The 17,575-nt window shown below is 69.3% G+C and carries 21 protein-coding genes and 1 tRNA gene; 14 read left to right on the plus strand and 8 right to left on the minus strand.

The features are described 5' to 3' along the window. Positions 1-40 precede the first annotated feature (40 nt). The gene (locus JK364_RS41860; RefSeq protein WP_201856666.1) at positions 41-625 is read right to left on the minus strand and encodes a nicotinamidase; all 585 of its coding nucleotides are present in this window, start codon (positions 623-625) and stop codon (positions 41-43) included. Between the two features lie 75 nt (positions 626-700). After that, complete coding sequence (locus tag JK364_RS41865) at positions 701-2,035, minus strand: nicotinate phosphoribosyltransferase (protein ID WP_201856668.1); 1,335 nt, start codon at positions 2,033-2,035, stop codon at positions 701-703. 83 nt (positions 2,036-2,118) lie between these two features. On the opposite strand from JK364_RS41865, the gene clpS reads away from it, so the two are divergent. The 8 genes from clpS to JK364_RS41900 all read left to right on the plus strand — a co-directional run bounded on the left by clpS (position 2,119) and on the right by JK364_RS41900 (position 7,656). After that, the gene (clpS, locus tag JK364_RS41870; protein WP_037962133.1) at positions 2,119-2,430 is read left to right on the plus strand and encodes an ATP-dependent Clp protease adapter ClpS; all 312 of its coding nucleotides are present in this window, start codon (positions 2,119-2,121) and stop codon (positions 2,428-2,430) included. Next, complete coding sequence (locus JK364_RS41875; protein WP_201856670.1) at positions 2,430-3,041, plus strand: DUF2017 domain-containing protein; 612 nt, start codon at positions 2,430-2,432, stop codon at positions 3,039-3,041. The genes clpS and JK364_RS41875 overlap by 1 nt, the downstream gene beginning before the upstream one ends. Positions 3,042-3,252: 211 nt before the next feature. Then, on the plus strand, positions 3,253-4,668 hold the full coding sequence (locus JK364_RS41880; RefSeq protein WP_201856672.1) for an amino acid permease: 1,416 nt from the start codon (positions 3,253-3,255) through the stop codon (positions 4,666-4,668). 91 nt (positions 4,669-4,759) lie between these two features. Further along, positions 4,760-5,185 (plus strand): M67 family metallopeptidase, encoded by a 426-nt coding sequence (locus JK364_RS41885; protein ID WP_201856673.1) that lies wholly within the window; start codon positions 4,760-4,762, stop codon positions 5,183-5,185. Positions 5,186-5,276: 91 nt separating this feature from the next. Further along, entirely contained in the window at positions 5,277-5,393 is a 117-nt protein-coding gene (locus JK364_RS58210; RefSeq protein ID WP_014061047.1) for a putative leader peptide, read from the plus strand. Positions 5,394-5,486: 93 nt separating this feature from the next. Beyond that, positions 5,487-5,765: a MoaD/ThiS family protein gene (locus JK364_RS41890; RefSeq protein WP_201856674.1), complete on the plus strand. Its 279-nt coding sequence runs from the start codon at positions 5,487-5,489 to the stop codon at positions 5,763-5,765. After that, positions 5,765-6,715, plus strand: a complete 951-nt coding sequence (locus JK364_RS41895) for a PLP-dependent cysteine synthase family protein (protein ID WP_201856676.1) — start codon at positions 5,765-5,767, stop codon at positions 6,713-6,715. The genes JK364_RS41890 and JK364_RS41895 overlap by 1 nt, the downstream gene beginning before the upstream one ends. 188 nt (positions 6,716-6,903) lie before the next feature. Beyond that, positions 6,904-7,656, plus strand: coding sequence for an MBL fold metallo-hydrolase (locus JK364_RS41900; RefSeq protein ID WP_201856677.1), 753 nt, complete (start codon positions 6,904-6,906; stop codon positions 7,654-7,656). Positions 7,657-7,770: 114 nt separating this feature from the next. On the opposite strand, the gene JK364_RS41905 is transcribed toward JK364_RS41900, so the two are convergent. Beyond that, the gene (locus tag JK364_RS41905) at positions 7,771-9,021 is read right to left on the minus strand and encodes a PTS transporter subunit EIIC (protein ID WP_201856679.1); all 1,251 of its coding nucleotides are present in this window, start codon (positions 9,019-9,021) and stop codon (positions 7,771-7,773) included. A 214-nt stretch (positions 9,022-9,235) separates the two neighbouring features. On the opposite strand from JK364_RS41905, the gene JK364_RS41910 reads away from it, so the two are divergent. The 4 genes from JK364_RS41910 to rdgB all read left to right on the plus strand — a co-directional run bounded on the left by JK364_RS41910 (position 9,236) and on the right by rdgB (position 11,470). Next, entirely contained in the window at positions 9,236-9,469 is a 234-nt protein-coding gene (locus JK364_RS41910; RefSeq protein WP_069863737.1) for a PTS sugar transporter subunit IIB, read from the plus strand. 87 nt (positions 9,470-9,556) lie between these two features. Then, the gene (rph, locus tag JK364_RS41915) at positions 9,557-10,288 is read left to right on the plus strand and encodes a ribonuclease PH (protein WP_201856681.1); all 732 of its coding nucleotides are present in this window, start codon (positions 9,557-9,559) and stop codon (positions 10,286-10,288) included. Positions 10,289-10,367: 79 nt separating this feature from the next. Further along, positions 10,368-10,763 carry a hypothetical protein gene (locus JK364_RS41920; RefSeq protein ID WP_201856682.1) on the plus strand — a complete coding sequence of 132 codons (396 nt, stop codon included), beginning with the start codon at positions 10,368-10,370 and terminating at the stop codon, positions 10,761-10,763. A 71-nt stretch (positions 10,764-10,834) separates the two neighbouring features. Further along, entirely contained in the window at positions 10,835-11,470 is a 636-nt protein-coding gene (rdgB, locus tag JK364_RS41925; protein WP_201856683.1) for an RdgB/HAM1 family non-canonical purine NTP pyrophosphatase, read from the plus strand. Positions 11,471-11,534: 64 nt separating this feature from the next. On the opposite strand, the gene JK364_RS41930 is transcribed toward rdgB, so the two are convergent. The 4 genes from JK364_RS41930 to bcp all read right to left on the minus strand — a co-directional run bounded on the left by JK364_RS41930 (position 11,535) and on the right by bcp (position 13,790). Continuing rightward, positions 11,535-11,618: transfer RNA gene (locus tag JK364_RS41930), tRNA-Leu, on the minus strand. After that, the gene (locus JK364_RS41935) at positions 11,584-12,327 is read right to left on the minus strand and encodes an HNH endonuclease signature motif containing protein (RefSeq protein ID WP_201856684.1); all 744 of its coding nucleotides are present in this window, start codon (positions 12,325-12,327) and stop codon (positions 11,584-11,586) included. The genes JK364_RS41930 and JK364_RS41935 overlap by 35 nt, the downstream gene beginning before the upstream one ends. Then, a complete protein-coding gene (locus tag JK364_RS41940; protein ID WP_201856685.1) occupies positions 12,324-13,001 on the minus strand; it encodes an HNH endonuclease signature motif containing protein in 678 nt (225 codons plus the stop codon). The genes JK364_RS41935 and JK364_RS41940 overlap by 4 nt, the downstream gene beginning before the upstream one ends. Before the next feature lie 321 nt (positions 13,002-13,322). Further along, positions 13,323-13,790, minus strand: coding sequence for a thioredoxin-dependent thiol peroxidase (gene bcp, locus JK364_RS41945; protein ID WP_037962151.1), 468 nt, complete (start codon positions 13,788-13,790; stop codon positions 13,323-13,325). A 152-nt stretch (positions 13,791-13,942) separates the two neighbouring features. Between bcp and JK364_RS41950 the strand changes: the two genes are divergently transcribed. Both JK364_RS41950 and JK364_RS41955 read left to right on the plus strand, forming a co-directional pair. After that, positions 13,943-14,305, plus strand: a complete 363-nt coding sequence (locus JK364_RS41950) for a DUF3618 domain-containing protein (protein ID WP_201856686.1) — start codon at positions 13,943-13,945, stop codon at positions 14,303-14,305. 131 nt (positions 14,306-14,436) lie between these two features. Further along, the gene (locus JK364_RS41955) at positions 14,437-14,739 is read left to right on the plus strand and encodes a GroES family chaperonin (protein ID WP_051886695.1); all 303 of its coding nucleotides are present in this window, start codon (positions 14,437-14,439) and stop codon (positions 14,737-14,739) included. 229 nt (positions 14,740-14,968) lie between these two features. Here the strand turns inward: JK364_RS41955 and JK364_RS41960 are convergent, their stop codons facing one another. After that, positions 14,969-17,317, minus strand: a complete 2,349-nt coding sequence (locus tag JK364_RS41960; protein ID WP_201856688.1) for a transglycosylase domain-containing protein — start codon at positions 17,315-17,317, stop codon at positions 14,969-14,971. Between the last annotated feature and the right edge of the window lie 258 nt (positions 17,318-17,575).

Here is a 17,575-nt window from a genome sequence, read left to right on the forward strand (position 1 = left end):
GGGGAGGGGGCTGGGGGCGCTCAGGGCGCCTCCGGGACCCTCAGACGACCGGCTTGCCGCTGAGCTCGACCCCGGCCGCCCGCAGCTCCTCCAGGGCGCGCTCGGTCGTGCCCGGGGAGACGCCCGCGGTCAGGTCCAGCAGGACATGCGCCGTGAACCCCTCGCGGCGCGCGTCCAGCGCCGTGGCCCGTACACAGTGGTCGGTGGCGATGCCCACCACGTCCACCTCGGTCACCTCCCGCTCGCGCAGCCACTGGGCGAGCGGGGTGCCGTGCTCGTCGGCGCCCTCGAAGCCGCTGTACGCGCCCGTGTACGCGCCCTTGTCGAAGACCGCCTCGATCGCGCCGGAGGCGACGGCGGGCGCGAAGTTCGGGTGGAACCCGACGCCCTCGGTGCCCGCGACACAGTGCACCGGCCAGGTGTGCTCATAGTCCGGATTGTCCGAGAAGTGATCGCCCGGATCGATGTGGTGATCACGGGTGGCGACGACATGCCGGTAACCGGGCGTGGCCTCCCCGATCAGATCGGTGATCGCGGCGGCGACGTCCGCGCCCCCCGTCACCGCGAGGCTTCCGCCCTCGCAGAAGTCGTTCTGGACGTCGACGACGATCAGTGCCCGGTGCATGTCACCGAGGGTAGACACTCCGCGTCGATTACGGCAGTGGGCGTGCCCCGCGTTCCCGCTCATGACCCGCCCGCCTCAGGCCCGCGCGTACTCGGTGGGCAGGACCGGCTCCCCGCGCGAGAGCTGGGTCGCCGACAGCGGCAGCCCGGCCCGGGCCGCGATATGCCGGTCCCGCGCCGCGTCCAGCGGCTCGCGGGCCACGATCTCGCCCCCGCGCACCAGCTCCACCAGCAGTTGATGGCCCGCCAGCTCCTCGGGGACCGCACCGGTGCCGATCACCTCGGCCTCGGCCACACCGTGCTCGTCCACCCGCCGCGCGGCCCATTTGCGGCCGCCCACCGAGGTCTTGGCGCCCATGGACTTCTTGGCCACCGGCAGCAGCGGCGCGTCAGCGTCGTCCGAGACCGCCCGCGCCACCAGCTTGTAGACCATCGAGCTGGTGGGGTGGCCGCTTCCGGTGACCAGCTGGGTGCCGACCCCGTACGCGTCCACGGGGGCCGCGGCCAGCGAGGCGATCGCGTACTCGTCGAGGTCGCTGGTCACCACGATCTTGGTGTTCTTGGCGCCCAGCTCGTCCAGCTGCTGGCGCACCCGGTGGGCCAGCAGCAGCAGATCGCCGGAGTCGATCCTTACGGCGCCCAGGTCCTTGCCGGCCACCTCCACGGCGGCGCGCACCGCCTCGGCGACGTCATAGGTGTCCACGAGCAGGGTGGTGTCGCTGCCGTGCGCCTGGACCTGCGCCGTGAAGGCGTCCCGCTCGCTGTCGTGCAGCAGGGTGAAGGCGTGGGCGCTGGTGCCGACGGTCGGGATGTTGTAGCGGAATCCGGCCGCGAGGTCGGAGGTGGTGGTGAAGCCGCCGACGTAGGCGGCGCGGGCGGCGGCCACGGCGGCCAGCTCATGGGTGCGGCGGGCGCCCATCTCGATGAGCGGCCGGTCGCCGGCGGCGGTGGACATCCGGGACGCGGCGGCGGCCACCGCGGAGTCGTGGTTGAGGATGGAGAGGATGACCGTCTCCAGCAGCACCGCCTCGGCGAAGGTGCCCTCCACCCGGATGATCGGCGAGCCGGGGAAGTAGACCTCGCCCTCGGGGTAGCCCCAGATGTCGCCGCGGAAGCGGTAGTCGGCGAGCCAGGAGAGCGTGGGCTCGTCCACGATCCGCTGCTGGGCGAGGAAGTCCAGCACGCCGGTGTCGAAGCGGAAGTTCTCGACGGCGTCCAGCACCCGCCCGGTGCCGGCCACGACGCCGTAGCGCCGGCCCTCGGGGAGGCGCCTGGTGAAGGCCTCGAAGACCGAGCGGCGGTCGGCGGTGCCCGCCCGCAGCGCGGCCTGCAGCATGGTGAGTTCGTACCGGTCGGTGAAGAGTGCGGTCGACGGCACGTCCACCGGCAGTCCCAAGTCCGCAGTGTCCATGGTTGACGATGCTACCTCCCGTACTCGTCAGAGTGACGAGATCTGGGTGCCGGTTTAGGCGACGGCCCGTGCCGGGTGGCAGCATGGGACGTGTGAGTGTCGCGCCCGTGGAGATCGAACGTCCTGAATCCCGTGAAGCACCCTCGTCGGTGCCGGAACCCGACGTTCCCTGGGTGACGGTGGTCCATAACGACCCCGTCAATCTCATGAGCTATGTGACCTACGTCTTCCAGAGCTACTTCGGCTACTCCAAGGACAAGGCCAACCGTCTGATGCTCGATGTCCACCACAAAGGCCGCGCGATCGTCTCGAGCGGCACCCGCGAGGAGATGGAGCGCGACGTACAGGCGATGCACGGCTACGGCCTGTGGGCGACTCTCCAGCAGGAGCGCTGATGTCGGGACGTTTCGAGCCGTTGCCGGGTGGCGGCGCCGCCATCGCCCTGGACGAGGTGGAGGTCTCCATCCTGCGCAGCCTGGCCATGCAGCTCGCCGAGCTGATCGGCCCGGGTGACCAGCCCGCCGCGGGCGACGATCCGCTGGCCGCGCTCTTCGCGGACGGCCCGAGCAAGCCGCCGGAGGATCCGGCGCTCGCCCGGCTCTTCCCGGACGCCTACTCCCCGCCGGACCAGGAGCTCGGGGCGCGGGAGGAGAAGGAGGCGCGGGAGGCGTCCGCGGAGTTCCGCCGCTTCACCGAGAACGACCTGCGGGCGCGCAAGCGCGACGACGCCCTGACGGTGGTGCGCGACCTGGACGCGCTGGGCCCCGGCTCCTCGGGTGGGGCCCCGGCGGTGCTGGAGCTGGCGCCGGAGCGGTCCCGGTGCTGGCTGGGCGCGCTCAACGACCTGCGGCTGGCCATCGGGACCCGGCTGGAGGTCACCGACGAGGACGACGGCGGTGAGCTGCTGGGGCTGCCGGACTCCGATCCGCGCAAGCCGATGGTGATGGCGTACTTCTGGCTCGGCGGGCTCCAGGAGACCCTGATCGAGACGCTCATGCCGGAATGATTCCCTCCGGCGATTACTGAGTGTTCGTTTAGAGGATGCTCAACTCCGGATAACGATCGCATCACCGCGGTCGTTATCTTTGTTGCGCAGTACAACCTTTGTCCACTTCTTCCTGTGGTGTGCACCACACGCGGCCCAGCCGATCGGTGTTGCGGGCGTGATAAATCTTCACGATCGCAGCCAGCCGCCACAGGGAGAAAGGCACAGCAATATGACCTCAGCGGCTCCTGAAGAGGGCTATGAGCGCGGCCTTGGCAGTCGCCAGGTCCAGATGATCGCTATCGGCGGCGCCATCGGCGTCGGCCTGTTCATGGGTGCCGGGGCGAACATCGCCAAGGCCGGCCCGAGCATCATCCTGATGTACGCCCTCGCGGGCGTGATCGTCTTCTTCATCATGAGAGCGCTCGGTGAGCTGCTCCTCTATCGGCGGTCCACGGGCTCCTTCGCGGAATACATCCGGGAGTTCCTGGGCCCGTTCTTCGGCTATGTGACCGGCTGGACCTACTGGCTGCTGTGGGTGGTGACCGGCATGGCCGAGCTCACGGCCGCCGCCATCTACATCAACTTCTGGTTCCCCTCGATCCCGCAGTGGGTCAGCGCCCTGGTCTTCCTGGTGGTGCTCTTCGGGGTCAACCTGATCTCGGTCAAGGTCTTCGGTGAGGTCGAGTTCTGGTTCTCGATGGTCAAGGTCACCGCGATCATCGGCATGATCGTGATCGGCCTCGGTGTGCTCACCCTCGGCTTCTCCGACGCCGGTGACACCGCCGCCGCCTCGAACCTCTGGTCACACGGCGGGTTCTTCCCCAACGGCATCGGCGACAGCCTGATGACCCTCCAGGGCGTGATGTTCGCCTACATCGCCGTCGAGCTCGTCGGCGTCACCGCGAGCGAGTCCGAGGACCCGGAGAGGACCCTGCCCAAGGCGATCAACACCCTGCCGTGGCGCATCATCATCTTCTACGTGGGTGCGCTGACGGTGCTGCTGGCGGTCGTCAAGTGGACCGAGTTCTCGGCCGGCGAGAGCCCCTTCGTGCACGGCTTCTCCAAGATCGGCATCCCCCTCGCCGCCGGTATCGTCAACTTCGTCGTCCTGACCGCGGCCCTGTCCTCCTGCAACTCCGGCATGTACTCCACCGGCCGGATGCTGCGCGACCTGGCGACCAGCGGTGAGGGGCCGAGCATCTTCGCCCGGCTCAACGTCCGCAAGTCCCCGGCCCTCGGCATCACCTTCTCCGTCCTCTTCATGGGTATCGGCGTGCTCCTCAACTACGTCGTCCCCGAGAAGGCGTTCACCTACGTCACCTCGGTGTCCACGGCCTGCGGCATCTGGACCTGGCTGATGATCCTGTTCGCCCACATCCGGTACCGCAGCGCGTTCCGCGCCGGCCGGCTGCCCGCCTCGAGTTTCCCGGCCCCGGGCGGCTCGTTCTTCAGCTGGGTGGCGGCGGTCTTCCTGCTGTTCGTGACCTGCTTGGTCGCCTACGACAAGGACGCCCGGGTCTCCCTGTACATCGGTGCCGGTTGGGCCGTCTGCCTGGTGATCGGCTGGTACGTCCTCAAGGCCCGCGGCGGTGCCCAGCCGCTCGGCCAGTCGGACGCGGTGGAGCCGGAGTACGCGCGCAAGTAGTCCACGACGAATCCGTATCGCCTTTCGGGCGCTATATCTCAGCAGGCGGGCTCCGGACCTCTGTCCGGAGCCTGCCTCCTATTGTGTGGTCATGCTGACCATCACCCAGGCGCTCCACGACAAGATCGTCGCGCACGCCCGCGCCGACCACCCCGACGAGGCATGCGGTGTGATCGCGGGCCCGGCCGGAAGCGGCCGCCCCGAGCGGTTCATCCCGATGCTGAACGCGGCCCGTTCCCCCACCTTCTACGAGTTCGACTCGGGTGACCTGCTCAAGCTCTACCGCGAGATGGACGACCGGGACGAGGAGCCGGTGGTCATCTACCACTCGCACACCGCCACCGAGGCGTACCCCTCCCGCACCGATATCTCCTACGCCAATGAGCCCGGTGCCCACTACGTCCTGGTCTCCACGGCCGATTGCGGCAATGACGAGGGGCCCTTCCAGTTCCGGTCCTTCCGGATCGTGGACGGCGAGGTCACCGAGGAAGAGGTGGAGATCGTCCCGGGTGGCTGAATCCCCGCTCTGTCTTGCATCGCGGTCGCTACCCGTCCGTATCGCGGGATCACCTACCCGAGCCCGGTTCGGGAATCGATACGATGAGTCCATGGTTTTCGATGACGTGAGCGAGAAGACGCCGGGCATGCTGCTCGTGGCGCGGCTCCACGTCGACCTGTGCCGGCTCGCCAGCGCGATGTGTCCGCGCCGCGCCGTGGCCGCCTGAGCGCGCGCCCGAGACGCCCGACGCCCTTCGACGACGCCCTCCCGGCCGCTCCCGGCCCGGGAGCCCACCCCGCCCTCCGACAGGAGCCCAGACATGGCCATCGAGGTCCGCATCCCGACCATCCTCCGCACCTACACCGACGGCCAGAAGGCGGTCGAGGGCAGCGGAGCCACGCTCGCCGAGCTCTTCACCGACCTGGAGAGCCGGCACTCCGGGATCCAGGAGCGCCTGGTCGACGGCGGCGAGCTGCGCCGCTTCGTCAACGTCTATCTGAACGACGAGGACGTCCGCTTCCTCGACGGCATCTCCACCAAGCTCTCGGACGGCGACAACGTGACGATCCTCCCGGCCGTCGCCGGCGGAATGCTCTGATGCGTTACGACAGCCCCCTGGCCGCGGTCGGCAATACGCCGCTCGTCGGGCTGCCGCGGCTCTCGCCCTCCTCCGACGTACGGATCTGGGCCAAGCTGGAGGACCGCAACCCCACCGGCTCGGTCAAGGACCGCCCCGCGCTCCATATGATCGAACAGGCCGAGAAGGACGGCCGGTTGACCCCCGGCTGCACCATCCTCGAGCCCACCTCCGGCAACACCGGCATCTCCCTCGCGATGGCGGCCAAGCTCAAGGGCTACCGCATCGTCTGCGTGATGCCGGAGAACACCAGCGAGGAGCGGCGCCAGCTGCTCGCCATGTGGGGCGCGGAGATCATCTCCTCGCCCGCCGCCGGCGGCTCCAACACCGCCGTCCGGGTGGCCAAGGAACTGTCGGGGCAGCACCCGGACTGGGTGATGCTGTACCAGTACGGAAACCCGGACAACGCCGGCGCCCACTACGCCACCACCGGCCCCGAGATCCTGGCCGACCTGCCCTCCATCACCCACTTCGTCGCCGGTCTGGGCACCACCGGCACCCTGATGGGCGTCGGCCGCTTCCTGCGCGAGAACAAGCCGGACGTCCAGATCGTCGCCGCCGAACCGCGCTACGACGACGTCGTCTACGGACTCCGCAACCTCGACGAGGGCTTCGTCCCCGAGCTGTACGACGAGTCCGTCCTGACCACCCGCTTCTCCGTCGGCTCCGAGGACGCGGTGTCCCGCACCCGGGAACTCCTCGCCCAGGAGGGCATCTTCGCGGGCGTCTCGACCGGCGCCGCGCTGCACGCGGCCCTCGGTGTCGCCCGTAAGGCGGTCACGGCCGGGCAGAGCGCCGATGTGGTCTTCATCGTCGCCGACGGCGGCTGGAAGTACCTCTCCACCGGTGTCTACACGGCGGCCACCACCGAGGAGGCGATCGAGACGCTGCACGGCCAGCTCTGGGCGTAGGGGGCCGAATCGGCGGGCGGGGGACAGGGCCGGGCACCACCCGGCTCCGTCCTGGTGATTCCGCCCACAACGCGGCCCCGTGGAGGAGCTGCCTGGGCTTTTGCGCCTTACGCTCGTGGGCACCGCATGACCCCCCGCACCTGCCCATGGCCCTCGGCATGGGGACCCCTCAAGGAGGTTCCTGCTTCATGAAGCTCACCGTCGTCGGATGCTCAGGGTCGTTCCCGTCCGCGGAATCGGCCTGCTCGAGCTACCTCATCGAGGCCGACGGCTTCCGGCTGCTCCTCGACATGGGCAATGGCGCCCTTGGCGAGTTGCAGCGCCACTGCGGTCTTTACGACCTCGACGCTGTGCTGCTGTCCCATCTCCACCCCGATCACTTCATCGACATGTGCGGATACTTCGTCGCGCGCTACTACCGGCACGACGGTGGCCGCGCCGAGGCGATCCCCGTCTACGGCCCCGAGGACACCGAGCGGCGGCTGGTCCAGGCGTACGACGACGTGCCCGACGACAAGTCGATGCGCGAGGTCTTCGACTTCCGCACGCTCACGCCCGGCAGCTTCCAGATCGGCCCCTTCACCATCCGCGCCGAGCGCGTCTGCCATCCGGTGGAGGCGTACGGCTTCCGGATCGAGTGCGACGGCCGCTCGCTGGTCTACTCGGGCGACACGGGCCCCTGTGAGGCCCTGGTGGACCTGGCCCGGGGCGGCGACCTCTTCCTGTGCGAGGCGGCCTTCACGCACGGCAAGGAGGACATCCCGGGGCTGCACCTCAACGGCCGCGAGGCGGGCGAGCACGCGCTGCGGGCGGGGGTCGGGGCCCTGGTGCTCACCCATGTGCCGCCGTGGACGGACCCCCAGATCAACCAGCGCGACGCCCAGGCGGTCTTCGGCGGCCCGGTGGAGCTGGCCAAGGCGGGCGCGGTCTACGAGGTCTAGGCCCACGGTCCCCGTACGCGCGAAGGCCCCGGAACCGGCTCGGTTCCGGGGCCTTCGCGCGGGGCGCGGGCCGGCGTTCTGCGCCGGGCCGACGGTCTGCGCCGGGCCGGCGTGCTACGCCTTGGTGAGGTCCTCGACCTCTTCCTCGGGCTCACGGCCCGGGGTGGGCAGGTCGAACTTGGTGATCGCGAAGCGGAAGACCACGTAGTAGACCACCGCGAAGACCAGCCCCACCGGGATGATCAGCAGTGGTTTGGTGGCATGGCTCCAGTTCAGCGCGTAGTCGATGAACCCCGCGGAGAAGTTGAAGCCCGCGTGCACGCCCAGGGCCCAGGTGATCGCCATCGAGAGGGCGGTCAGCACCGCGTGGATCACATAGAGCAGCGGGGCGATGAACATGAACGAGAACTCGATCGGCTCGGTCACGCCCGTGACGAACGAGGTCAGCGCCAGCGAGATCATCATGCCGAGCACGGCCTTGCGGCGCTCGGGGCGGGCGGTGTGCGCCATGGCCAGGGCGGCGGCCGGCAGGCCGAACATCATGATCGGGAAGAAGCCGGACATGAACATGCCCGCGCTCGGGTCACCGGCCAGGAAGCGGCTGAGGTCGCCGTGCACGGTCTCACCGGCCGCGTTGGTGAAGTCGCCGAGCTGGAACCAGGCCACGGTGTTCACGAACTGGTGCATGCCGATCGGGATCAGGGCGCGGTTGACGGCGCCGAAGAGGGCCGATCCCGCGGAGCCGAGCCCGGTCATCCACTCGCCGAAGTTGCTGATGCCGTCGCCGATGGGCTCCCAGACCAGGCCGAAGAAGACGCCCACCGCGATACCGGTGAAGGCCATGATGATCGGCACCAGCCGGCGGCCGTTGAAGAAGCCGAGCCAGTCCACCAGCCGGGTGCGGTGGAACCGCTGCCACAGCACCGCGGTGAGCAGCCCCATGATGATGCCGCCGAGCACCCCGGGGTCGTTGAACTTGGCCGGTATGTCCTCGCCCTTCTGGATCACCGCGTCCGCGACCGGGAACGCCTCCAGCACCTTGCTGTAGACCAGGAACCCGACCACGGCGGCCAGCGCGGTGGAGCCGTCCGACTTCTTGGCGAACCCGATGGCCACGCCGACGCAGAACAGCAGCGGAAGGGCGCCGGTCAGCGCGCCACCGGCGTTGCTGAACACGGCGGCGACCTTGTCCCAGCCCAGTCCGTCGGCGCCGAACACATCGGGCTGTCCGAGCCGGACCATGATTCCGGCGGCGGGCAGGACCGCGATCGGCAGCTGAAGGCTGCGGCCGACCTTCTGGAGTCCCTGGAACAGGCCGGCACCCCGCTTCTGGGCGGGCGCCGCATTGGCGGTGGCCGTACTCATCGGATTCCTCCTGGTGAGGCGGGCTCTCGGGGGAAGGGACGGCCCGCTTTATGGTCTAAACCACATGTGGTGTAGACCTGTTGTAGCACGGAGGGATCCGATGAAGGAATCTATCGTTCCAAGTGACGTGTAACGTCTTCGCCTACATAATGGTGTAGACCACTTGCCGCATGGTGAACGGACGACCATGGTGAACGGACGACAGGGAGCGAACATGGCCAGCAAGGCTGAGAAGATCGTCGAGGGTCTCGGCGGCATCGACAACATCGTCGAGGTCGAGGGCTGCATCACCCGACTCCGTACCGAGGTCAAGGACGTCTCCCTGGTCGACGAGGCGCTGCTGAAGGCCGCGGGCGCCCACGGCGTGGTGAAGATGGGCAGCGCGATCCAGGTGGTCATCGGCACCGACGCGGACCCCGTCGCCGCCGAGATCGAAGACCTGATGTGAGCCGCTGAGCCCGTCGCGCCGTCCTCCGGACACGGCCCCGCCGCGAACGCGGACCGGGGCCCTTCGCGATGCCGATAGGCTCATCCCATGTCTCGTATCGACGGCCGCACCCCCGACCAGCTCCGCCCCGTGACCATCGAGCGCGGTTGGAGCAAGCATGCCGAGGGCTCGGTCCTCGTCTCCTTCGGCGATACGCGGGTCCTGTGCACCGCGAGCGTCACCGAGGGCGTGCCGCGCTGGCGAAAGGGCAGCGGCGAGGGCTGGGTCACCGCGGAGTACGCGATGCTGCCGCGCTCCACCAACACCCGGGGCGACCGCGAGTCCGTCCGCGGCAAGATCGGCGGCCGTACGCATGAGATCTCCCGGCTCATCGGCCGCTCACTGCGCGCCGTCATCGACTACAAGGCGCTCGGTGAGAACACCATCGTCCTGGACTGCGATGTCCTCCAGGCCGACGGCGGCACCCGCACCGCCGCCATCACCGGCGCCTATGTGGCCCTGGCCGACGCCATCGGCTGGGCCCGGGGGAAGAAGCTGATCAAGGCCACCCGGCAGCCGCTGACCGGCACCGTCTCCGCCGTCAGCGTCGGCATCGTCGGCGGCGTCCCGCTGCTCGACCTCTGCTACGAGGAGGACGTGCGCGCCGAGACCGACATGAACGTGGTCTGTACCGGTGACGGACGCTTCGTCGAGGTGCAGGGCACCGCCGAGGGCGAGCCCTTCGCCCGCGAGGAGCTGAACGGGCTGCTGGACCTCGCCGTGGCGGGCTGTGACACCCTGTCCGGAATCCAGCGCGCGGCACTGGCCGAGGGGAACTGACGGCGGCACCAGGCAACCGTCGCGCGGCGCCTGGCGTTTAGTCAGGTACCACCACCTTTCCCGGGGAAGGACCCATTCCATGGCGCCGCGCCACCGTCACCGCCGTACCACCGCCGTCACCGCCCTCGCCGCCGTCGCGCTCGCCGTGCCGGTCACCGTCGGCTGCGGCGCGGTGGAGAAGGCCCTGGACTGCGCCCAGCTCGCGCTCGAGATATCCAACGACGTGGACAACCTCCAGGACGCCCTGGCCGGCGCCGCCCTCGACCCGCAGCAGGCCGACAAGATCCTCGACGCCCTCGACAAGGACATCGACAAGATGGGCGACCGCACCGACAACGCGGACGTCGGCAAGGCCATCGACGACCTCCAGAAGGCCGTGGACAACGTCCAGAAGTCCGTCGACAGCGGCAAGGACCCCGATCTGACCCCGGTCAAGGACGCGGCGGGCGAGCTGACCAAGGTCTGCTCGCCCTGACCTCCCCCGGCCCGATTCGCCCTGACCGCCCCCGATCGGCACGAGTCACCCACCCTCGATAATCGAGAGCTATGCAGCAACGCACTGACGGACACCCTCCGCACCCCCGCCGTCTCATCCTCGCGACCCGCAACGCCTACAAGATCACCGAGCTGCGCTCGATCCTGGGCGAGACCGGCCTCGATGTCGAACTCGTCGGCGCCGACGCCTATCCGGAGGTCCCGGACGTCAAGGAGACCGGCGTGACCTTCGCGGAGAACGCCCTCCTCAAGGCCCACTCCCTGGCCCAAGCCACCGGCCACCCCGCCATCGCCGACGACTCCGGGCTGTGCGTGGACGTCCTCGGCGGCGCCCCCGGCATCCTCTCGGCCCGCTGGTCGGGCCGGCACGGCGACGACCGCGCCAACCTCGATCTGCTGCTGGCCCAGCTCACCGACGTCCCCGACGAACACCGCGGCGCCCACTTCGAATGCGCCGCCGCCCTCGCGCTCCCCGACGGCACCGAACGCGTGGTCTCCGGCCGGCTCACCGGCACCCTCCGCCACGAGCCCGTGGGCGGCGGGGGGTTCGGCTACGACCCGATCCTCCAGCCCCACGGCGAGACCCGCACCTGCGCCGAACTGACCCCCGACGAGAAGAACGCCATCAGCCACCGCGGCAAGGCGTTCCGCGCCATCGCCCCGGTGGTGCGCGAACTGCTGGGGTAGGTGCCGCGCTGCGGCAACGTATAACGGCCTGCGATTCGAGTCATGAATCGCAGGCCGTATGCAGTGCGGCGGAAGGGATTCGAACCCTCAAGCCCTGTCACGGGCCACAGATCCTAAGTCTGCTGCGTCGCCGTTGCGCCACCGCCGCTCGCTTCCCACCATGGTAGCGGGCCGACATCTGAACGGTCACTTCGCATCGACGCTGCGCGACGGCCGCCCCGGCACCAGGTATTCGTGGCCGCGTGGCAGTTGGGACAGAGCAGTCGGAGGTTCTCGGGCCGATCGTCGCTCCAGTCGCCGTTGTTGTGATCCACCTCCAACGTCATCGGCCGCCCGTGCCAGAGGGGTCCTGTCCCGCATTCCACGCACCGCTCGGGCACGCCGATGTCCCTGAGGGCTCGCCGCAGCAGCACTGTCCTCGTGCGCCGCTGGCCGCTGTGCTTGACCAGGATCTGCTCGGGCGTCTTCCGGGGCGTTGTGCCGGGCTTTCCGCGTTGGTGTGCTTGCCCCAGGAAGTGTGCGGTGTCGATGCCTTCCTCGGCCGTCCAGAGGCGGAACAGGGCGCGTGAGCGTGTGTTGTCCGGCCGGTTGAGCTGCCGCAAGGCGCCCGCTATGGATGTGGATTCGGCGACGGCACAGCGAAGTTCCTCCCCAGCCGGACGCATCTTGGTACCGCGGCGTCCGAGAGGCGCGAAGTGGGAGATGTCGATGTCGAAGTGATCGAAACGCTGGTAAAGGTAACAACGCAGGCGACCGTAGGGCCGAGTGCCGAAGAAGACGATGACTTGGTTCATGTCGGAGCAGCGCTCGGCGGCCTCGGCCAGGAGTTCCCGCGTGTAGTGGACACGATGGCTCATAGAGCCGCGCCGACATGGGTGGCGCGAGGCCGCCGCCGCTTGCCACGCCCGCGGTAGCTGTCCGTCGCCGAGTGGCAGTTCGGGCACAGGAGGCGCAGGTTGGTGGGGCGGTTGTTGCGCCAGTCGCCATCGATGTGGTCCACCTCAAGCGGCAGTCGGCCGCCACGCCAGCGTGGTCCGGTTCCGCACAGCACGCAGCGCTCGCTCACGCCGAGCGTCAGCATCGCCCGCTTCAGTCGCTCGCTGGGCACGCGGCGCGCATGAGCCGGGGCCATCTCCACCAGCAACTCTTCCGGACTGCGGCGTCGACGGTTGTCTTTCATCGCGTCGGTGCGGCGCTGCGGGACAAAGTGCGACGTATCGATGCCGTATGCCTTGATCCGACGGCTGATGTTGGTGTGATGGCCACCCACCAATTCGATGCCGAGGTACCGCAACACGTCGTACACGCTTGTCGACGCAGCCACGGCGGGTTCGAGGATCTCTCTTGTCCAGCGGCCGCCCTCTCGTTCGAAGTGCGACGTGTCGATGTCCATTCTCTTCATGCGCCCGTGGACATAGCGGCGGGTCGCGCTTTCGGGAGCGACCCCGAGTTTGGCCAAGGCCTCCGAGAGCGTCGTCGAGGCTGCTGCGACTTCGGCAAGGCGATCTCGCGTATACGGGCTGACTGGCACGCTTTCCTCCCCTATGCGACTGCGTGTCGCACCATCGCACTGAGTAACGAATCACTCGGCCAGCGGTTACGCGGTTACGCGGTTGCGCACGACAAGCCCGAGGTCCCGCACTCCCGGATGCGGGACCTCGCAGGCGGAATTCGATCGTCCGTGCCGAGCCGACGCCCTGGGGCCGGTTCCTCGAACACGCCGTGGGCTGCACCCCGATCCCTTGGGGCAGGGTTCCCCGTGGGCGACGCGCTTTGGTTGGCGGCTGGTCACGACCATGCGACGGAAGCGGTCACCTCCGAACCGGATCCGTCCGCTTCAGGAGAGCGGGGGTCAGAGGCCCAGGTCTTTGATGATCTTGGCTACGTGACCGGTGGCCTTCACGTTGTACAGGGCGCGCTCGACCTTGCCCTGCTCGTCCACGATGACGGTGGAGCGGATCACGCCCGTCACCGTCTTGCCGTAGAGCTTCTTCTCGCCGAAGGCGCCGTACGCCTCCAGGGTCTCCTTGGAGGGGTCGGCGAGCAGGGTGACCTTCAGGTCCTCCTGGGCGCGGAACTTGGCCAGCTTCTCCGGCTTGTCGGGGGAGATGCCGATGACGTCGTAGCCGTGACCGGAGAGGAACTCGAGGTTGTCGGTGAAGTCGCACGCCTGCTTGGTGCAACCGGGAGTGAGGGCCGCGGGGTAGAAATAGACGATCACCTTGCGGCCGGCGTGCTCGGCGAGCGAGACCTGCTTGCCGTCCGCGTCGGGGAGGGTGAAGGCGGGGGCGGTGTCGCCGGGCTGCAGTCGCTCGCTCATGGTCTGGTGCTCCTCGTGGCATCGGGGGTACACACCCGACATTAGCCAGCTTCCCGTCCGGGGGTGCCGTGGGGCGGTGCGGAGATCGAGCTGACAGACTGTCCACTACGAAGCATCGAGACTGAATCATCGAGATTGACGGAGGCAGCGCGGTGTCGGATGCCAGGACCCCTGCGCAGATCGAGGCGGACATCGCCCGCAGGCGGCAGGAGCTCGCCGTGACGCTCGACGAGATCGGGGTGCGGGTGCACCCGAAGACGATCATCGGGGACGCGAAGGCGAAGGCGGCGTCGGCCGTGGACCGGACCGCCGGGCGGGCCTATGTGTCCGTCAACCGAGTGGTGACGGGCGTACGCGGCCAGCTGGTGTCCGAGGAGGGCGCGCCCCGCATGGAGCGGATCGTGCCGGCCGCGCTTCTCGTGGCCGGGCTGGTCGGTCTGCTCGCGCTCTCGGCCAGGTCCTCCCGGTCCGCCAAGGCGTCCCGCTCCTCGTGGTGCGCCAAGCGGCGCCGGTGAGGGAAGGGCGGCGGTGAGGGAGGCCGGCGGGCTCGGCGGCGGGCTCCGGCCCTGAGGCGTCATCCCGCCCTCCGGCCAGGTACGGTCATGGCGTGAGTGCGAACACGACCCATGACAAGCTGCCCATCCGGATGCTGCACGACCGCGTGCTGGTCCGCACCGACATTCCGGAGGGCGAGCGCCGGTCGTCCGGCGGAATCGTCATCCCCGCCACCGCGGCGGTCGGCCGGCGGCTGGCCTGGGCCGAGGTGGTCGCGGTCGGGCAGAACGTACGGACCGTGGAGCCCGGTGACCGGGTGCTCTACGACCCGGAGGACCGGGCCGAGGTCGAGGTCCGCGGGGTCGCCTACGTACTGATGCGGGAGCGCGATCTGCACGCGGTGGCCGCGGAGCGGCTGGAGGGCGCGGAGGACTCCACGGGGCTTTACCTGTAGGACGGCCCGGGGTGCCCGCCGGGTCTTGACGCCCGCGGCGCGCTGTTCCCCTGCCCGCCCCTTCCCACAACTGGGGCTCCGACCCAGGCCCCGGGGTCCGGGGGCGGAGCCCTTGCCACGCGGCGGAGCCGCATATCGATCGATCGTCCGCGGCGCCGTCGTGGCTGGTCGCGCAGTTCCCCGCGCCCCTCAGGGGCGCCCCCGTGGGGCGCCCCCGTGGGGCGCCCCCTCAGCCGCCTACCGGGCCTCCTGGGTCGCCGGGGTCGCCCGGTCCTCCCGGGTCGCCGGGGCCGCCTGGGCCGGGCTCGGTGGTCGGGCCGCCGGTGGGGAAGTCCGTCGGCGGGGTGGGGATCGTCGGGGGCGTCGTGGGCAGGGTCGGCGGGGTGTAGGTCGGCGCCGTGGGGACCGAGGTGTCCGGCGGCGCGCCGGTCGGGGGAGAGGTGACCACCGGCGGCAGGGAGCCAGGAGGCTGCTGGGTCTCGGAGCCGTCGGGGGTGTCCGTGCCGTCCTCCAGCCGCAGATCGAACTCGGCCGGTTCCTTGCCCTCCAGCGCCCCCGCCGTGTATTGCGCCCAGATCTCGGCGGGGTAGCCGCCGCCGTTGATCCGCTCCAGGCCCGTCGCCCCGTACAGCGACTTCTGCACGCCCGTATTGGAGTCCTGGCCCATCACCGCGACCACGGTCGCCAGATCCGGGGTGTAGCCCGCGAACCAGGCGGCCTTGTCCTCCTCCGCGGTGCCGGTCTTGCCCGCCGCCGGGCGCTCGGCGGCCTGGGCGGCGGTGCCGGTGCCGCCGTCGACCACGCTCTGCAGTATCGAGGTGGTGGTGTCGGCGGCGCTGCGCGGGATGGCCTGGCGGCTTTCCCGCGCCGGGAGCTTGATCCGCGCCCCGTCCTTGGTGACCTCCTCGACCAGGCTGTACCGGCCGTGCTCACCGTGGTTGGCGAGGGTCGCGTACGCCTCGGTCATGTCCAGCACGCTCGCGGTGGCGGGGCCGAGCGCGATCGAGGGGGAGGCGTGCAGATCGGGGGTGCTCTTGGGGACGCCCAGGTCGATGGCGGTCTGCTTGACCTTGGCGGGGCCGACGTCCTCGGCCATCTGCGCGTACACCGAGTTCACCGAGTTGTCGGTGGCCGTGGTGACGTCGATGTCGCCGTAGTCCACGTCGTCCTCGTTGGCGGGGGAGTAGCCGGTGGGCCCGTCGGAGCCGATGACCTCGCGCTTGTTGTCGCCGTTGTAGAGGGTGTCCGGGGTGATCGTCTGGCCGTCCTGGGTGGTGGCCCCGTAGCGCACCGCCGAGGTGAACACGAATGGCTTGAAGGTGGACCCCACCTGGTAGTCACGGCGGGTCGCGTTGTTGACGAACTGCTTGGTGTAGTCGATCCCGCCGTAGAGGGCGACCACCTTCCCGGTCTTCGGATCGATCGAGGCGCCGCCCGCGCGGACGTAGGAGTCGACCTTGCGGTCCTTGCCGAGCTTGCTCATCAGCCGGTCGCGCACGGCCTCCGTGAAGGCGTCCTGCTTGTCCTTGTCGATCGTGGTGGTGATGCGGTAGCCGCCGCGCGCCAGGGTCTGCTCGTCGATGATCCCGTTGCTGGTGAGGTAGTCCTCGACGGCCTCGATGAGATAGCCGCGCTGGCCGGACATGCCGGAGGGGGCCTTGGCCTCGGAGGGGCCGGGGAAGGTCATCTTCTGCCGCTCGGCCCTGGTCAGCCAGTGCTTCTTCACCATGCCGTCGAGCACGTAGTTCCAGCGGGCCACGGCCCGGCCCTTGTTCTGCGGATGGGCGACGATGTCGTAGGAGCTGGGGGCGTTCAGCAGGGTGGCGAGATACGCGCCCTGGGCGGTGTCGAGCTCGCCGATGTCCTTGCCGTAGTACGCCTGGGCGGCGGCCTGGATGCCGTAGGCGTTGCGCCCGAAGTAGCTGGTGTTGAGGTAGCCCTCGAGGATCTTGTCCTTGCTCACCTCGCGGTCCAGCTTGATTGCGATGAAGAACTCCTTGGCCTTGCGGGAGACCGTCTGCTCCTGGTCCAGGTAGTAGTTCTTCACATACTGCTGGGTGATGGTGGAGCCGGACTGCTTGCCCTTGCCGGTGGCGGTGTTCCAGGCGGCCCGGATCATCGCCTGGGGGTCGATGGCCGACTCCGCGTAGAAGTCCCGGTCCTCGGCGGCCAGCACCGCGTGCTGGATCCGCTTGGGCACCTGGCTGAGCTGCACGCTCTCCCGGTTGACCGTGCCCTCGCGGGCCAGCTGGGAGCCGTCGGAGTAGAGGAAGACATTGCTCTGGGCGATGGCGGCCTTGTTGGCCGGGGGGATGTCGACGAGCAGATAGCCGGTGACGAGCCCGCCCGCGACCAGCAGGACGATCAGCAGGAAGCCCCCGAGGACCATGCGCCAGGTGGGCAGCAGACGGCGCCATCCGGTGCGCTGGGGACGCCCCTTTCTGCCCTTGGCCGGTTTGCCCGCCGTCACCGTCAGGCCGTCCGCACGGTGCGGCGTGTCGTGGTTGCCATCGTCGGTGCCGGGCCGGTCACCCGTTCCGGCCGCGCCGCCATCGATCAACTGGGGCTCGTCGCTCATGTCTCCTGAGACTCCTCGGCCGCCGTCGAGGGTTGTGCGGCGGCAGGATCGTGCACGGTCGGGCGATTCGCGTCGTACGCCCGATAAAACACTGTCGCATCATCCGTTCCGGGCCGAGGACGAGGCGCGCACCTGTGACTGGTCTGTGACCGGTCGAATGGATGATTCCGCTCACACCATCCGGTGAATAATGCCTCGCCGTCTCTCCCGTCACCCCACTAGGCTCCGGATTTTGGCGCCGTTCGGGGCGGTGGCGGT

The organism is Streptomyces endocoffeicus (assembly GCF_016741935.1).
GTDB lineage: Bacteria > Actinomycetota > Actinomycetes > Streptomycetales > Streptomycetaceae > Streptomyces > Streptomyces endocoffeicus.

Coding starts and splice junctions, on each gene's coding strand:
- JK364_RS41860 (WP_201856666.1), bottom strand. CDS start 625: ATGCACCGGGCACTGATCGTCGTCGACGTCCAGAACGACTTCTGCGAG.
- JK364_RS41865 (WP_201856668.1), bottom strand. CDS start 2,035: ATGGACACTGCGGACTTGGGACTGCCGGTGGACGTGCCGTCGACCGCA.
- clpS (WP_037962133.1), top strand. CDS start 2,119: ATGGGACGTGTGAGTGTCGCGCCCGTGGAGATCGAACGTCCTGAATCC.
- JK364_RS41875 (WP_201856670.1), top strand. CDS start 2,430: ATGTCGGGACGTTTCGAGCCGTTGCCGGGTGGCGGCGCCGCCATCGCC.
- JK364_RS41880 (WP_201856672.1), top strand. CDS start 3,253: ATGACCTCAGCGGCTCCTGAAGAGGGCTATGAGCGCGGCCTTGGCAGT.
- JK364_RS41885 (WP_201856673.1), top strand. CDS start 4,760: ATGCTGACCATCACCCAGGCGCTCCACGACAAGATCGTCGCGCACGCC.
- JK364_RS58210 (WP_014061047.1), top strand. CDS start 5,277: ATGGTTTTCGATGACGTGAGCGAGAAGACGCCGGGCATGCTGCTCGTG.
- JK364_RS41890 (WP_201856674.1), top strand. CDS start 5,487: ATGGCCATCGAGGTCCGCATCCCGACCATCCTCCGCACCTACACCGAC.
- JK364_RS41895 (WP_201856676.1), top strand. CDS start 5,765: ATGCGTTACGACAGCCCCCTGGCCGCGGTCGGCAATACGCCGCTCGTC.
- JK364_RS41900 (WP_201856677.1), top strand. CDS start 6,904: ATGAAGCTCACCGTCGTCGGATGCTCAGGGTCGTTCCCGTCCGCGGAA.
- JK364_RS41905 (WP_201856679.1), bottom strand. CDS start 9,021: ATGAGTACGGCCACCGCCAATGCGGCGCCCGCCCAGAAGCGGGGTGCC.
- JK364_RS41910 (WP_069863737.1), top strand. CDS start 9,236: ATGGCCAGCAAGGCTGAGAAGATCGTCGAGGGTCTCGGCGGCATCGAC.
- rph (WP_201856681.1), top strand. CDS start 9,557: ATGTCTCGTATCGACGGCCGCACCCCCGACCAGCTCCGCCCCGTGACC.
- JK364_RS41920 (WP_201856682.1), top strand. CDS start 10,368: ATGGCGCCGCGCCACCGTCACCGCCGTACCACCGCCGTCACCGCCCTC.
- rdgB (WP_201856683.1), top strand. CDS start 10,835: ATGCAGCAACGCACTGACGGACACCCTCCGCACCCCCGCCGTCTCATC.
- JK364_RS41935 (WP_201856684.1), bottom strand. CDS start 12,327: ATGAGCCATCGTGTCCACTACACGCGGGAACTCCTGGCCGAGGCCGCC.
- bcp (WP_037962151.1), bottom strand. CDS start 13,790: ATGAGCGAGCGACTGCAGCCCGGCGACACCGCCCCCGCCTTCACCCTC.
- JK364_RS41955 (WP_051886695.1), top strand. CDS start 14,437: ATGCTGCACGACCGCGTGCTGGTCCGCACCGACATTCCGGAGGGCGAG.
- JK364_RS41960 (WP_201856688.1), bottom strand. CDS start 17,317: ATGAGCGACGAGCCCCAGTTGATCGATGGCGGCGCGGCCGGAACGGGT.